Origin of the sequence: Emticicia sp. BO119, assembly GCF_013912375.1 — a bacterium.
In the GTDB taxonomy this organism is placed as follows: Bacteria; Bacteroidota; Bacteroidia; order Cytophagales; family Spirosomataceae; genus Emticicia.
Map to the genome: position 1 here is coordinate 71,975 of NZ_JACETV010000013.1, position 15,454 is coordinate 87,428.

General features: G+C 39.0%; 11 protein-coding genes. 9 read left to right on the forward strand and 2 right to left on the reverse strand.

The genetic code is table 11. The annotated features are described in order from the left end of the window. Positions 1 to 356: 356 nt before the first annotated feature. Positions 357 to 1,574 carry an acyl-CoA dehydrogenase family protein gene (locus H1R81_RS26245; protein ID WP_181843731.1) on the reverse strand — a complete coding sequence of 406 codons (1,218 nt, stop codon included), beginning with the start codon at positions 1,572 to 1,574 and terminating at the stop codon, positions 357 to 359. Between the two features lie 185 nt (positions 1,575 to 1,759). On the opposite strand from H1R81_RS26245, the gene H1R81_RS26250 reads away from it, so the two are divergent. The 8 genes from H1R81_RS26250 (at position 1,760) to H1R81_RS26285 (ending at position 10,287) form a co-directional block, all read left to right on the forward strand. Beyond that, positions 1,760 to 3,154, forward strand: coding sequence for a BamA/TamA family outer membrane protein (locus H1R81_RS26250; RefSeq protein ID WP_181843732.1), 1,395 nt, complete (start codon positions 1,760 to 1,762; stop codon positions 3,152 to 3,154). A gap of 52 nt (positions 3,155 to 3,206) precedes the next feature. Then, a complete protein-coding gene (locus H1R81_RS26255) occupies positions 3,207 to 3,752 on the forward strand; it encodes a hypothetical protein (protein ID WP_181843733.1) in 546 nt (181 codons plus the stop codon). A gap of 100 nt (positions 3,753 to 3,852) precedes the next feature. After that, on the forward strand, positions 3,853 to 4,512 hold the full coding sequence (locus H1R81_RS26260; RefSeq protein ID WP_220275323.1) for a collagen-like protein: 660 nt from the start codon (positions 3,853 to 3,855) through the stop codon (positions 4,510 to 4,512). Between the two features lie 170 nt (positions 4,513 to 4,682). After that, positions 4,683 to 5,411: an SOS response-associated peptidase gene (locus H1R81_RS26265; RefSeq protein WP_181843735.1), complete on the forward strand. Its 729-nt coding sequence runs from the start codon at positions 4,683 to 4,685 to the stop codon at positions 5,409 to 5,411. A 13-nt stretch (positions 5,412 to 5,424) separates the two neighbouring features. Further along, the gene (locus H1R81_RS26270; RefSeq protein ID WP_181843736.1) at positions 5,425 to 6,333 is read left to right on the forward strand and encodes a tetratricopeptide repeat protein; all 909 of its coding nucleotides are present in this window, start codon (positions 5,425 to 5,427) and stop codon (positions 6,331 to 6,333) included. A gap of 242 nt (positions 6,334 to 6,575) precedes the next feature. Next, positions 6,576 to 7,007, forward strand: a complete 432-nt coding sequence (locus H1R81_RS26275; protein WP_181843737.1) for an Hsp20/alpha crystallin family protein — start codon at positions 6,576 to 6,578, stop codon at positions 7,005 to 7,007. A 271-nt stretch (positions 7,008 to 7,278) separates the two neighbouring features. Then, positions 7,279 to 8,823 carry a Do family serine endopeptidase gene (locus H1R81_RS26280; protein ID WP_181843738.1) on the forward strand — a complete coding sequence of 515 codons (1,545 nt, stop codon included), beginning with the start codon at positions 7,279 to 7,281 and terminating at the stop codon, positions 8,821 to 8,823. A gap of 174 nt (positions 8,824 to 8,997) precedes the next feature. Beyond that, positions 8,998 to 10,287, forward strand: a complete 1,290-nt coding sequence (locus H1R81_RS26285; RefSeq protein ID WP_181843739.1) for an aminotransferase class V-fold PLP-dependent enzyme — start codon at positions 8,998 to 9,000, stop codon at positions 10,285 to 10,287. A gap of 44 nt (positions 10,288 to 10,331) precedes the next feature. On the opposite strand, the gene ileS is transcribed toward H1R81_RS26285, so the two are convergent. After that, positions 10,332 to 13,772, reverse strand: coding sequence for an isoleucine--tRNA ligase (ileS, locus tag H1R81_RS26290; RefSeq protein ID WP_181843758.1), 3,441 nt, complete (start codon positions 13,770 to 13,772; stop codon positions 10,332 to 10,334). Between the two features lie 226 nt (positions 13,773 to 13,998). On the opposite strand from ileS, the gene H1R81_RS26295 reads away from it, so the two are divergent. Then, entirely contained in the window at positions 13,999 to 15,438 is a 1,440-nt protein-coding gene (locus H1R81_RS26295; protein WP_181843740.1) for a DUF1800 family protein, read from the forward strand. The last annotated feature ends 16 nt before the right edge of the window (positions 15,439 to 15,454 follow it).

The window sequence follows — 15,454 nt, forward strand, 5'->3', positions numbered from 1 at the left end:
TTTCTTAATTTGCCATTGAAAGCTATGCTAAAAAAGACAGACTATATTTTTTTGAATTAATAATAACACCCTCCGATACGTTTATGGTAAAAGGTTGTGTTAGCAACAAAACGTTTAGTAACCAACAAACCCGTTGATGAATTGTTTTAGTCTTACTGTACCTTTTAAAAAACGACAAAAACAAGACAATATTTGTGTTTTTTAAAGATTTAATAAAAATAATTGAAGTTTTTCCGGGTTGAGAAATGTTTTGTAACATTTGCCTCAGCGTGGACAAAACGTTTGGTAATCAACAAAATATTTATGAGTTATCCGGCAAGCATGAAAAGGCCTGTTGTTCGGTTGATGAATTAAGGTTATTTACCTTTCCTGACATCCAGACCATAACCTTTCAGAATACCTCTCGCTAAGGCTGTTTTATGTACTTCGTCAGCGCCATCATAAATACGTGCGGCTCTTTCATGCGAATACCAGTGCGACAACAGTATATCGTTAGTCATACCTAATGCTCCGTGTGTCTGTATAGCTCTGTCAATTACCCGAAGCATCATATTAGCCGTAAAGAACTTAATCATTGATATTTCGTCACGCACGGCTGATGCTCCCCGCTCATCTATATTTTTGGCTGTTCGTAGTACCAAAAGGCGTGCTGCATCAATCTCTGCCCTGCTTTCAGCAATGAAACCCTGGATAAACTGTTTCTCTCCTAATGCCACCCCTTCTTCCATTTCTCTTGAAACGGCATACTGACACATTAGCTCAAAACTACGTTCGGCAATACCAATAAAGCGCATACAATGGTGGATTCTGCCCGGCCCTAAGCGTTCCTGGGCTAAAAGAAACCCCGCCCCCTCTATGCCAATCAGGTTAGCCTGAGGTACTCTCACGTTCTCATAGGTCACTTCGGCATGACTTGCCCAGCTATCCCCAGCATGCCCCATAATCGGGATATTCCTTACCAAGGTAAAGCCAGGAGTATCAGTAGGAACCAGTATCTGACTGGCTCTTTTATGTGGAGCTGCATCGGGGTTAGTTACTGCCATTACTACGGCAAAAGCCGCCCCGTCAGCCGATGAAGTAAACCACTTATGTCCGTTTATTAAATAATCATTACCATCTTTCACCGCTGTTGTACCCATACGAGTAGGGTTTGAGCCTGCAAACTCAGGTTCAGTCATAGAGAAACAACTTCTGATAGCACCATCCATCAAAGGTTTCAGGTATTGGTCTTTCAGATGCTCAGGAGCATATTTATGCATAAGTTCAGTATTACCAATATCAGGAGCCTGTGTATTAAACACAAAATGCCCAAAGGGGGTCATGGCTAAAATCTCACTGATTTGCCCGAACTCACACAAGCTTAAGTTTAAGCCTCCGTCTTCTTCAGGCAGATGCAAACCCCATAATCCGGCTTTTTTTACTAAGGTTCTTTTCTGTTGCAGAACAGGTTCTATACAGGAGAAATTATGCGTAAGATTTTCAGTAGTTTCTAAAGGATATAACTCATTTACGACAAATTCTTTGATACGAGGTAATAGCGTACTGATTTTCTCGGTAATAAACAATCGCTCCATAAACAGGTTTTTAAGGTTGAATCTGTAAATATGGCAATAATTTAGCTTTCATGTATTATTTGTAAAATTTAACTCTGATTGTTTTCTCATTTTTTTCATAGAAATAGTTTAATTTTGGGCTTTCAAATTATAAATACCTTTCATCTTTGGGTTCACAAACGAAACTTCCTACCTGCCCCTTTTGAATGAATAAATTCAAGCACTTTTTCCTGTTTTGTTTTTTACAGATGTGTTATTGCCAAAGCTTTGCTGCTGATTCGGTATTTGTTCACCAGATACAGATAAAAGGGAATATCCGTACAAAAGACAAAATCATTCTGCGAGAAGTAGGAGTAAAACCCGGAGATAGCCTGAAAAAAGCTACACTGAATGAAGTATTGGAGATTGACCGTAGGAAAATTGTTAATACTAACCTGTTTATTACCGTAAATATAGCCGTTACAGACATAAGTGATTCGGTGATAGATATAGAGATTGAAGTAAAAGAGCGTCTATACTTTGTGGCTTTTCCGGTGTTTTATTTGGCCGACCGTAATTTTAATGAATGGTGGTATGAACGCAAACGGGATTTAAGGCGGACAATTTATGGCGTATATACCAAGCATTCAAACCTGACAGGAAATAACGACCAGTTGAAGCTAAGAGCTGAATTTGGCTTTGTACCTAATTTTGAAATAGCGTATTCAACGCCCTATTTAGATAAAGATCTGACCAAACGGATTTCTGTAGGGGTATTGTATGTCATGAATAAAACAATGGCTTACCGAACCTGGCAGGATAAACTGCAGTTTTTCCAGAGTGAAAGTAAACAAAGAGAGCGGATATATGTGTATTCGGTTTTTAGTCAGCGTAAAGGGTTTTATCAGAGCCAGCAATTAGAGTTAAGTTATACACAAGTACAGATAGGCGATACCATTGCCATACTGAATCCGAACTATCTGTTAGATGCCCGACAGAAACAAAACTATTTTCTGGCAAGTTATGCATATATATATGATAAGAGAGATAACCGGCAATATGCTTTAGATGGATATTCTGTTAGCTTTGGTGCTACAAAATATGGACTGTTGCCAAGTGATAACGTTAACTTATTGAGCCTATCTGCTGGTTTTACACAATACATTCCCTTAGGTAAGAAGTTCTACGCCAATTATAGTGTGCGAGGCAGAGTTTCTTTTCCAAAGAAACAACCTTTCTTACAAACGTTAGGCTTAGGTTACCGTAACGACCTGGTGAGAGGTTATGAACTATATGTAATAGACGGACAACGATACGGACTTGTAAAAACTAACCTTAAATACCAGTTATTTAACCGCACCTTTGATTTAAAAAAATACCTTAAAATCAAACAATTCAATACTTTTCCGATAGCGGCATACTTAAATTCATTTATTGACGTTGGGTACGTGACGAATGAGTTTTCGGTATTAAATAATAGTCGTCTGGCTAATACATTCATAGCCGGAACCGGTTTAGGACTTGATGTAGTAACATTTTATAACGTAGTCGGCAGACTCAATTATTCATTAAACGGCTTAGGGGAAAGAAGAGTTTTTTTTGCAGTTACAAGAGATTTTTAATGTAAGATTATATTTATAATAGATTAAATACTGATACAATAAGTTCAAAATCATGAAAATCTACATTTTTGTTTTATTTTTGTTTATTCTTGCTTGTAGTAACCCAAAAGAAACCCAGAAAGTGGAAGTAAGTGTCCCATCCCCACCAGCTGCACCAGCCTCAAGCAATGTGCAAAACTTAGCTCGTGCCATCATGGGTACTGGCGAAGGTCTTTTAAGAGGTGTTAAATTTGGCGATTCAATTGAAGAGGTAAAAAAGAAAGAGACAATCGAACTTTTTGAAGAAGAAGATTCGCATATTGGCTATTCTTTTGATACCGACAATCTCGAAACCGTTGATATTCTTTATGAAAGAAATAGTCAGAACCGTGTTTCAGGAATTGAATTAGACATTTATATGAACACCGACCAAGCAAATGAAGGTTTGAAACAAGAACTGAGTAATTTGTTTTCAGTACGCTACGGTAAGCCTGTATCTGAGAATCCGATACTTGTATGGAAAATTAAACCCGCAGGACAAGTCAGCATTAAAGTTGTGAAGAATAAATTGGATAGAGGTCTTGAGGTAAGATTTATGCAACAGCCAAAGTCAATTTAACAACCGGAACCCTCTGAGAGAAATAAGCTTAGAGGGTTTTTTGTAGACTAATTTTGATAGTTTTAAGGGATTCTAACAAAATACATTTCTATATATGGGCATGAAAACAAAACTATTTCCATTTGTCTTGATTAGCAGTCTACTAATAATAGCTTGCGAAGGCCCACAGGGGCCTGATGGAGCAGCTGGACCTCAAGGAGCCAACGGTGCAACCGGCGCAACAGGAAGCACCGGTGCAACCGGATCAGCCGGTGCTACAGGAGCGACAGGTACCACAGGAGCTAAAGGTGATAAAGGAGACTCTGGCGCTCAGGGAACCAACGGCACTAATGGAGAAAAAGGAGATAAAGGCGATCCAGGAACTGCCAATGTGATTTACTCGGGTTGGTTTACACCCAATGCTGGCGACTGGCAGAAAGTATCAGAAATTAACTATACTTATACCATTCCTGAAGGAAAAATTACACAGGATATTGTAGATAGAGGTGTAGTATTAGCTTACAGCCGCCAGAATGCCAACAGTGTGAGTTTTTTGTTACCGTTTACCTTAACTACTGCTTCGAGCATCAGTAATTATAATGTTGGTATGAGTATGGATAAGGTGGTTATCAATTTCTTAGAATTATTAGAGCCATCGGGCAAACCAGCCAATAATTTGCAGTTCCGTTACGTTATTATACCCGGAGGCGTACAAACAAGAGCCAATTTAGATTACACTGATTTTGATGCTGTTGCGCGTGCCTTCGGAATCCCAGAATAGTTTGGAAAATTTGTCAGGAAATGGGATTGTAAAGACACTCTTCGGGGTGTCTTTGCTTTTAATATGCTTTGCATATATTGATTTTGACTTAAAAATCTTGCCCTCAAGTCGATAAATGCCTAAATTAGTATTTTAATTTTATACGCAATTCCACAAAACGACCTACTAAAATGTGTTATCATCTGTCACTAAAAGCCGATTCTGAAAGGCTGAAAGAACGCTACAGAGCCAACCAGTTGAAAAAGCTGGAGAAGTTAGAACCCGTGTACCATACTATTGCTTTTAGTTATATGCCTTGGCCTGTAATTACCTCGGCTGAGCCTGATACTATTCAACTGATGGAATGGGGGTTGATACCTTCCTGGACAAAAAACCATGAGGATGCTATAAAATTGAGAAAAAATACCCCCAATGCACGTATAGAAACCGTTTTTGAAAAAGCGTCTTTCAGACAAGCTGCCCATAAAAAACATTGCCTGGTGCCTGCCACTGGCTTTTTTGAATGGCAGACTATCAAAGGCAAAAAGTATCCTCATTATATTTATCTGAAAGACCAAGAGATTTTCAGCCTTGCCGGAATCTGGGAGACATGGACAGATAAAGAGAGTGGAGAAACAAAAGAAACTTTTTCGATTCTTACTACAGAAGCTAACCCTTTAATGGCAACCATACACAATTCAAAAGAAAGAATGCCCGTTATATTAGCTAAGGAAACTGAACTGGATTGGCTTCATAAAGGGTTTGACGAAACTACCATTGACTCTTTTGCCACACCTTTCGATGAAAACGAAATGGCTGCTTATACCATAAGCCGCAAGATTTCGGAGAGAGATTCCAATACACCTGAGGTACTTAAACCCTATACCTATCCGGAGTTTACACAGACCAGTCTTTTTTAATTGTATGATTATTATGAAAGTTAGAAATTTATCTCTTTATAAGAGCGGTATAGCTATTGTCTTTTTTGCCATGTCTTTAGTGTCGGTTACCAGTTTTGCTCAGAAATGTAACCATGCCAGTGAAGTACAGACGCTTTTTGCACAACTGAAGAGTAATGGCTTTAATGAGCTGGAACCTGTTGACTATCATTACTTTTTCATAGATAGCGACCCCAAAGATATAGTGCATCTGAAAGAGGTATTGATAAAACAGGATTATCAGTATGTAGGTATTGCCAAAGTTCGTGGGAAATACCAGTTGGAGGTCAGTAAAAAAGAGGCTCACACGGCTGGGTCTGCCATCGAGCGGGGAAAAGAACTCAAAGCCATTGCTATTCACAATAATGTCGAAATATTTGATGGCTTTGAATTGAAACTGGAAGATAATAGTAACGACACAGTAGAGAGCGATTTAAAAGAGGAAGTCAATAAAATTCCATCACCGCAGCTTTTTAAAAAAGCGTTGGATTTTTATAACAGAAACGAAACCGAAAAAGCATTGGTCGCATTCGACCGCTGCATCAATTTAGGGATTAATCCTGAAACAAGTTATTATAAGAGGGGGAATTGTAAAACAGCATTAGGTAATGTAAATGGGGCCATCGCAGATCTCGAATCAGTAGTGCGTTTGAATCCAAAACATTATGAAGCTAATTTCAATCTGGGTGGTTTATACCTTGACAAAGAAAATTATGACAGGGCAATTGGTTATTACCAGAGGGCTGTTACGACTAATCCGCAAAGTGATAATGGATTTTACCGATTAGCAGAAGCTTATCAGAGGAAGGGTGATAAAAAAACAGCACTTCAATACTGCGAAAAATCATTAGATGTAAATCCGGGTAATTCCTATGCCAAAGAATTATTAAAGAAACTGAATTGATAATATAGCTACTTACAGATAAGAGGGAGTTGGTATCTGACCAACTCCCTCTGCCATTTTGTGACGTTTTAACATATCTTAAAAATAAATGAATGACAATTTGTCATTTGTTTTCTTAGACAAATAAAAAATATATGCCATTTTGTCTTGATTTTTGTGGTGGTATACAAATTGATAATATAGATACGTCGCCACAAGGTTGTGGCAAATAAATGTTAAACAAGATAAAATTTATAAAAACCATGGCAACATTAGTAAGAAGTTTCGGTCCAACATTTCCATCTGTATTACAAAACATTTTTAATGATTTTGAGCGCGTAGCGCCTACACATCAGCATTCATTCCCTGCAGTAAATGTATTAGAGGCTGAGAATGAATACAAGATTGAGTTAGCAGCTCCAGGCTTGAAAAAAGAAGATTTTAAAATCAATGTTCACGAAAATGTTTTGACAATTTCGGCCGAACAAAAAACGGAAAGCGAAGAAAACAAAGACAACGGTAAGTACACCCGTAAAGAATTTAATTATTCTTCATTCAAACGTTCGTTTACTTTACCAAAAACAATTGATGGCGATAAAATCGTGGCTTCTTATAATGAAGGAGTTTTAGGCTTGTCATTGCCTAAAAAAGAAGAAGCAAAACCAAAAGAACCACGTTTAATTGAAATTGCATAAGCAGTTAAGATGTTTTATAAAAGGGCAGGATTCTAAAGCGTTTCTTGCCCTTTAATTATATCAGAAAAGCCCATCGTTAAAATTTGTTAAAAAACAATAGTACTTCGAATTATCATAAATAGTTTTGCGTTAGATTTGTATAAAACAACAAAACACTATTTTTTGTTACCCTATAAAAAAAGAGAGTCGGATTTGAAAATATTTTACTTATGATTGGAGTCCCGATCAGTGTAATCAGAATAATTCAGTTTTAAATCAGCAGTCAAGAACTATGAACAACACATTAAAAACAATCGGTATTGCTCTTGCCAGTAGTATCGTTACCATAGGTGGGTATCGTATGCTGGGTTTTGAAGGAAAAGATGTAATTTTTAACGAAGCCTCATCACCAACCTCTATCAATCGTTTAGCCAACTACCCGGGAGGTGGCGCCGTTCCGGGCGATTTCACCTATGCAGCAGAATTATCAACTCCTTCAGTAGTACACATCAAAGCAAAATCATCACGAATGGTGCGTCAACAACGCTCTATCTTCGATGATTTCTTCGGCGATGATTCTCCGTTTGGCATGCCACGCGGTGGCGGCGGAAGTCAGCAACAAGAATCTTCGGGTTCGGGTGTAATCATTTCAAACGATGGATACATTGCCACTAACAACCACGTAGTAGAAGGTGCTGATGAATTAGAAGTAGTAACTTCTGATCACCGTTCTTATAAAGCTAAAGTTTTAGGTACAGATCCATCGACTGATATTGCAGTTATTAAAATAGAAGGTTCAAACTTCCCTGCAATGGCATTTGCTAACTCTGATAACGTAAAAGTAGGCGAGTGGGTATTAGCGGTAGGTAACCCTTTCAACCTGGAGTCTACCGTAACTGCAGGTATTGTGAGCGCAAAAGGTCGTAGTATCGGTATTTTAGCACAAAAGCAACAACAGATGTTCAGACGTAACGGCGATGACCGTCAACAAAGAACAAGCGATGCTATTGAGTCATTTATTCAGACGGATGCAGCTGTAAACCCTGGAAACAGCGGTGGAGCATTAGTAAATCTGAAAGGTGAGTTAATCGGTATTAATACAGCTATTGCAAGCCCGAATGGTGCTTATGCTGGTTATGCCTTTGCAGTTCCGTCAAGCATTGTGAAGAAAGTAACCGCCGATATTGTGAAATACGGTAACGTACAACGTGGATATTTAGGAATTAATCTGGTAGAGTTAGATAGCAAACGTGCAGAAGAAGTTGGTTCTAAGGTATCTGAAGGTATCTATGTAGCCGATGTAGTTGATAACGGTGCTGCTAAAGCTGCCGGTATCCAGAAAGGCGATGTAATTGTAAAAGTAGATGGTGTAGATACTAAAAGCGGTCCAAGATTACAGGAAATGATTGGTCGTAAACGTCCGGGAGAATCAGCAACTGTTACTGTATCACGCGATGGTAAACTGAAAGACTTTGAAGTAACCTTACGCAACCGTGATGGAGGCAAAGACTTTCTGAAAAAAGAAGTAGTTGAAAGCAACAGTACTTTTGAAAAGTTAGGTGTTGATTTAGCCGAACTTTCATCAGCAGAAAAACAAAAATTCGGTGTGTCGGGTGGTGTGGTAGTAAAGAGAATTTATGATGGTGATATTGCAGACTATACTCAAATGCGTGAAGGATTTGTGGTATTGAAAGTAGGCGAAAAGAAAGTCAACAATGTAAACGACTTCAAAGCAGCGATTAAAGAAGCGAAACAAAATGGAGATGAAGGAGTCATGATTTGTGGTACTTATCAAAGTGCATCACGTACGACTTGTTATGGTTTGAGTTTGGAATAGTGGCGCAGAGAATAGCGTAAAACAAAAATCCCAGCCTGATGGTTGGGATTTTTTTGTGCCTGTATAGTAACATTCATACATTCTATTGTAAGTAAATAATAAAAACAATACCAGTATTTGTATGCGTCAGGGTTTTCAGTATATTCGCACGCACTCAATACCTAAACACCAGACATGGACTCACGTCGAAACTTCATCCAAAAACTATCCGCTATTACAGGAGTATCTCTTCTGCCATCGCTGAAAGTACTTTCTAAAGATAACCTGGTTAGAATCAGTCAGTTAAAGCCTGATAAAACAGCAGAAGAATTAGCTTCTGATGAAGATTACTGGTATCAGATTCAGCAAGCATATACTGTTTCCCCCCAAATTGTCAACTTGAATAATGGCGGTGTTAGTCCTGCCCCTTTAGTAGTGCAAAATGCGGTTGAGCGTTATGGCAAATTGGCAAATGAAGCTCCCAGTTATTTTATGTGGCGCATCTTAGACCAAGGCAGAGAACCGCTGAGGGAAAACCTGGCAAAATATGCCGGAGTATCATCTGAAGAGGTTGCCATTAACCGTAATGCAACTGAGGCGTTAGATACGGTCATATTAGGTTTGCCATTGCAACGAGGAGACGAGATTGTCATGTCTCTTTATGATTACCCCAATATGTTGCATGCCTACCGACAAAGAGAATTGAGAGAGGGACTTAAAATCAATTATGTTGATTTGGATTTGCCTGCTGAAGACAATGATTTGATTGTAAAAAAGTATGTGGCGCAAATGACCCCTAAAACCAAAGTAGTACATATTACGCATGTCATAAACTGGAATGGCCAGATATTACCTGTCAAACGAATTGCAGACGAAGCACATAAAAGAGGAATTGAAGTAGTAATTGACGGCGCACACTCATTTGCCCATTTAGAATATAAAATCCCTGATTTAGGAGGTGATTATTACGGCACAAGTTTGCATAAATGGCTATCAGCCCCAATCGGCTCAGGTATGCTATGGATGAAGAAAGAGAAGATCAGCAAAGTATTCCCATTGCTACCAAATGATAAACCAAATTCAGATAATATCAGAAAATTTGAGAACCTTGGTACAAGATCTTTTATGATTGAACAGGCCATTGGTCAGGCACTTAATTTTCAGTTGGCTATTGGCAATGCCCGCAAGGAAGCACGCTTAAGATACCTGAAAAACTACTGGGCAAAAGAAGCACAAAGTAATATTCCTAAATTTAAACTAAATACATCACTCAAACAGGAGTTTTCGGGTGCCTTAGCACACTTTGGTATAGAGGGTTTAGAAGGAGGAAAAATTGAGGGGGAATTATTAGGTAAATTTAAAATTCATACCTCACCTGTGAAATGGGAGAAACTGGATGGCGTTCGCGTAACTCCGCACGTTTACACTACTTTGAATGATTTGGATAGATTGCTAGATGGTATTAAACATATAGCTAAGACATAAAAAAAGGTGGAGATTTCTCCACCTTTTCTATATCTATGAGAATCTTATTTAACTACTTCAACTTTCACCAACAATAAGAATTCATCCATCTCAATCTCACTGGCATCCTGAATACCGTCTTGTAAGATATTTAAAGAGAGTGCCTGTACTTCTTGACAGATATACTCTTTATTTGCTGCTATCGCTGTTACAAGTGCCTCATTATTATTTTGTAACGTGATATTGATTTTGTCAGTTACCTCAAAACCATTGTCTTTTCTGTAGTTCTGGATACGATTCACAAAATCACGGGCGATGCCCTCATTCCTTAACTCTTCTGAGATTGTCATATCTAAAGCTACTGTAATGCCTCCCTCGCTGGCTACTAACCATCCCGGAACATCTTCTGTCAATATCTCCACATCTTCCAATTTCAGGTATGAGAAAGCTGCCAAAGCCGAGTTCGTGAAAAGCTCACCGCCTTTCTCTAATTCTTTCAATTGCTCGGCTGTCATAGAATTGATAAAGTTACCTACTTCTTTCATATCTTTGCCATACTTAGGGCCTAAGACTTTGAAATTAGGTTTTACTTTCTTCTTCAGGATACCCGAATCATCATCCAGGTATTCAACAGCTTTGATATTTACTTCCGACTTGATGATTTCTTCTACATGGCGGATTTTCTCACGTGTGCTTTCAGACAATACCGGAATCAACACTCTTTGCAAAGGCTGACGAACCTTGATTTTATGTCCTTTACGCAACGAGTGAACCAAAGAAGATATTCTCTGCGCCAAATCCATCGATTCTTCTAAATCCGCATCAACCATGCTCGCATCATACTCATTCCATTGCGTAAAGTGTACTGACTCGTGCAAGAAATGAGTTCTCTTCGCTTTCGCTTCTTCACGGATACAATCAGTCATATTTCTATACAACCAATCGCCATAGAACGGAGCGATAGGCGACATCAATTGCGAAACAACCACCAAACAATGTTGAAGCGTTTCATAAGCGGCTTGCTTATTCTCTGTCATTTCGCCTTGCCAGAAACGACGACGGCACAAACGCACATACCAGTTAGAGAGTTGGTCGCAAACAAAATCCTGTACCAATCGCCCTGCTTTCGTAGGGTTATAGGTTTCGTATTGCTCGCCCACTTCCTTTACCAATGTATTTAATTTTGATAGAATCCAACGGTCCATTTCGGGCAAACGCTCGTATGGCACACGGTCAGACTCCGTCATTTTATAATTATCCAGATTGGCATACAGCGCAAAGAAATTGTATGTATTGGTAAGCGTACCAAAGAACTTACGTTGCACTTCCGTGATTCCCTCGATATTAAACTTCAGGTTATCCCAGGGCTCTGCATTGGTAATCATATACCAGCGGGTTGGGTCTGCACCGAAATTCTTAAGCGTTTCAAACGGATTCACCGCATTACCCAAACGCTTCGACATCTTATTGCCATTTTTATCCAATACCAATCCGGTTGATACCACGTTTTTAAAGGCAATAGAATCATATAACATACCCGAAATAGCATGCAAGGTAAAGAACCAGCCACGGGTCTGGTCAACACCCTCTGAAATGAAATCGGCCGGATAGCTATTATCAAAGATTTCCTTGTTTTCAAACGGATAATGCCATTGTGCAAAAGGCATTGCTCCTGAATCAAACCAGACATCTATCAGGTCGCTTTCACGTTGCATCACTTTGCCACTTGTCGAAACCAGATATACCTCATCTACATAAGGTCGGTGTAAATCTTCTTTTTTTTCAGCTAACAACTCCAGGAAATAAGCATTCTTCTGTTTTTGTTCTGCTGATAACGCATCATCTTTCAAGGCATGAGTAATGCCATTTTTCAACTCTTCTAAAGATCCTATACAAACCTCCTCGCCATCTTCACTTCTCCAGATTGGTAGTGGTGTTCCCCAGTAACGGCTACGAGATAAGTTCCAGTCAACGGCATTTTCCAGCCAGTTACCAAAACGTCCGGTACCGGTGCTTTCCGGTTGCCAGTTAATGGTTTTATTTAGAGCCACCAATCGGTCTTTCATAGCCGTAGTGCGGATAAACCAGCTATCCAGAGGATAATACAATACAGGTTTATCAGTACGCCAGCAATGTGGGTAAGGGTGGTCAAACTTCTGAACGTTGAAAGCCTTATTTTCAGTTTTTAGTTTGATACTGATACGCTCATCAACCGACAAATATTTATCACGGCCTTGTTTCTGGCACTCTGTTTCTTTTTCTGCTTCTGTCAGATATTGCTCTTTTACATATTCCAGAGCAAAATCTGTAATCTCTTTTACAAAACGGCCACGTTTGTCAACAATCGGTACATCTTTGCCTGTTTCATCCTTAACCATGATGGGCGGAATACCATTTTGTTGTGCTACACGAAAGTCGTCAGCACCAAAGGTAGGCGAAGTATGCACAACCCCTGTACCGTCTTCTGTAGTCACAAAATCACCGATGATTACCCTGAATGCGGCTACCTCAGGTTGCACATAAGGCAATAATTGTTCGTATTCAATACCTTCTAGTTCTGAACCATTAAATTCTCCAAGAATCGTCCATGGAATCAGTTTTTTATCTGATGTTTCAAAACCTTCAAAATCTCCATCGTGCCCTTTTTCTGATAAATATTTGCTTACCAGAACTTTTGCCAAAACCACATTTACAGGTAAATAAGTATATGGATTAAAGGTCTTCACCAATACATAATCAATATTTTTACCTACCGTAAGCGCAGAGTTAGCAGGAAGTGTCCAGGGCGTAGTTGTCCATGCTAATATATAGACATTATCTTCTTGTGCTGCTTCAAATAAAAAGTCCGATTTCTCCGATTTTTTTACTTTAAACTGGGCCGTCAAAGAAGTATCCTTTACTTCCTTATAAGTACCAGGCATATTCAACTCATGTGACGAAAGCCCTGTTCCGGCCGCAGGAGAGTATGGCTGAATGGTATAGCCTTTATATAATAAACCTTTGTTGTAAAACTCTTTCAGCAAATACCAGATACTCTCTATGTATTCGTTTTTATAAGTGATATAGGGATCATCCAAATCAACCCAATAACCCATTTTTTCGGTCAGGTCATTCCACTGGTCTGTAAAACGCATCACCGTTTCACGACATTGCTTATTATAATCTTCAACCGAAATCTTAACACCTATATCTTCTTTGGTAATACCCAGTTCTTTTTCTACTTGTAACTCAATCGGCAATCCATGTGTATCCCAGCCGCCTTTACGTTTTACCTGATACCCACGAAGTGTTTTATAGCGACAAAAAATATCTTTAATCGTACGAGCCATCACATGGTGAATACCCGGCGTTCCATTTGCTGAGGGTGGTCCTTCAAAGAAAGTAAAAGTAGGTGCACCCTCTCTTACCTCGATAGATTGCTCGAATATTTTGTTCTCTTTCCAGAATTCAAGAATCTCGTCAGCAATTGCTGCGTAGTTGACTGATTTATACTCTTTGTAGTGCATAATAATAAGCGAAAATGGGTCCTTACCCAAATAGAGTGCAAAGATACGCATTTTTAGTCCAAGGCGTAATACTGATAGCAGAGATTTAGGCTGCCATATAGATAGAAAACAGATTTAAGACAAAAAAAATCAAGAAATGAGATTAAATCTTACCAGACAACCTTTCATACATTAAACCTTGGTCTGTTTTTCTCAATCTAAACCAATGTACCTTAACCATTAAGCTATGTTACAAAAGCATGCCCAACATCTATTCTGGCGAGCCGGATTCGGAGAAACGCTTTCTGTTGTGAAAGAGGCCGAAAAACATTCCGCAAAGCAGGTTTTCAAAAAAATGCTAAAAGAATCAGAAAACTTCGTGCCTATTGCTGTGGTAGAACCGCCTGATGTAGCCGGAGATTTTAGAAAGTTGCGGGAAATGAGAATGGAAAAGAAAGAGAATGGTGCAGGAGGATTCGACCGCGACAAGCTGAAAGAACTTCAAAAAGAACGAAGAGAAGAACAAGCCAAACTGAATATTGCCTGGCTTGATTTAATGAGTATAGATAAAGGTGTTTTAAGAGAAAAAATGGCTTTTTTCTGGCATGGGCATTTAGTCGCGAGGAGTATCAACGCTTCCTTTTCACAGAGTTATGTCAATACACTTCGCAAATATGCGCTGGGTAACTTTGGAGATTTGTTGCTGGCGGTTTCAAAAGAACCATCCATGCTGCAATTCCTAAATAATAAGCAGAATAAAAAACGAAGCCCTAACGAAAACTTCGCCCGTGAATTAATGGAGCTATTTACACTTGGGCGAGGAAATTATACAGAGAAAGACATCAAAGAAGTAGCCAAAGCTTTCACCGGTTGGGATTTTGACATCAAAGGCAATTTCATCTTCCGTGAAAGACAGCATGATGAAGAAGAAAAAACGGTTTTTGGTAAAAAGGGATTCTTCAAGGGGGAGGACATTATTCAGATGATTTTGGAGAATAAACAAACGGCTGTCTTTATTACCACTAAAATCTATCAGAATTTCGTCAACGAAAACACTTCTAATCCCTGGCATCAGGGAAAAATAAAAGATTTAGCTGCAAAATTTTACAAAACGAACTACGATATAGCCGACCTGCTCGAAAATATCTATACTTCAGATTGGTTTTATGACAAGCAGAATATTGGTACTCATGTCAAATCTCCGGTTGAATTATTAGTTGGCTTAAAAAGAACTTTAGGGCTAAGTTTCGAAGAAGAACAGACGAACCTCTTTATTCAAAGGGTATTAGGTCAGGTATTGTTATACCCACCTAATGTAGCAGGCTGGCCGGGCGGCAAAAACTGGATTGATAGCTCAAGTCTACTATTCAGAATGCAAATTCCGGCATTGATTTTTACGGATAAACAGCCTGAAATAAATGCCAAAAGTGATGGTGATATTAATACCGACTATCAGACCCGCAAAAGAAGTTTCCGCGCTAATATAAACTGGGAAATCTATGCCAAAGATTTTCCTGATAAAGAACCAAAACTCATGGCTGAAATAAATGATTTTGTTTTGCAGGTTTCTTCAACTAAAGCAGTTGTTCAAGGCATTCAGGATAAAATCAAAACTGATTCCAAACCTGAAAATGTCAAAAAAGCTTCAATAGCACTGATGATGCTACCGGAGTATCAGCTTTGCTGATGTCTCCCCAATGAGT

What these genes read in the sequence shown, in the direction of transcription:
- H1R81_RS26260 (WP_220275323.1), top strand. Translation starts at nt 3,853, where the DNA reads ATGAAAACAAAACTATTTCCATTTGTCTTGATTAGCAGTCTACTAATA.
- H1R81_RS26275 (WP_181843737.1), top strand. Translation starts at nt 6,576, where the DNA reads ATGGCAACATTAGTAAGAAGTTTCGGTCCAACATTTCCATCTGTATTA.
- H1R81_RS26285 (WP_181843739.1), top strand. Translation starts at nt 8,998, where the DNA reads ATGGACTCACGTCGAAACTTCATCCAAAAACTATCCGCTATTACAGGA.
- H1R81_RS26280 (WP_181843738.1), top strand. Translation starts at nt 7,279, where the DNA reads ATGAACAACACATTAAAAACAATCGGTATTGCTCTTGCCAGTAGTATC.
- H1R81_RS26245 (WP_181843731.1), bottom strand. Translation starts at nt 1,574, where the DNA reads ATGGAGCGATTGTTTATTACCGAGAAAATCAGTACGCTATTACCTCGT.
- H1R81_RS26295 (WP_181843740.1), top strand. Translation starts at nt 13,999, where the DNA reads ATGTTACAAAAGCATGCCCAACATCTATTCTGGCGAGCCGGATTCGGA.
- H1R81_RS26270 (WP_181843736.1), top strand. Translation starts at nt 5,425, where the DNA reads ATGAAAGTTAGAAATTTATCTCTTTATAAGAGCGGTATAGCTATTGTC.
- H1R81_RS26255 (WP_181843733.1), top strand. Translation starts at nt 3,207, where the DNA reads ATGAAAATCTACATTTTTGTTTTATTTTTGTTTATTCTTGCTTGTAGT.
- H1R81_RS26250 (WP_181843732.1), top strand. Translation starts at nt 1,760, where the DNA reads ATGAATAAATTCAAGCACTTTTTCCTGTTTTGTTTTTTACAGATGTGT.
- H1R81_RS26265 (WP_181843735.1), top strand. Translation starts at nt 4,683, where the DNA reads ATGTGTTATCATCTGTCACTAAAAGCCGATTCTGAAAGGCTGAAAGAA.
- ileS (WP_181843758.1), bottom strand. Translation starts at nt 13,772, where the DNA reads ATGCACTACAAAGAGTATAAATCAGTCAACTACGCAGCAATTGCTGAC.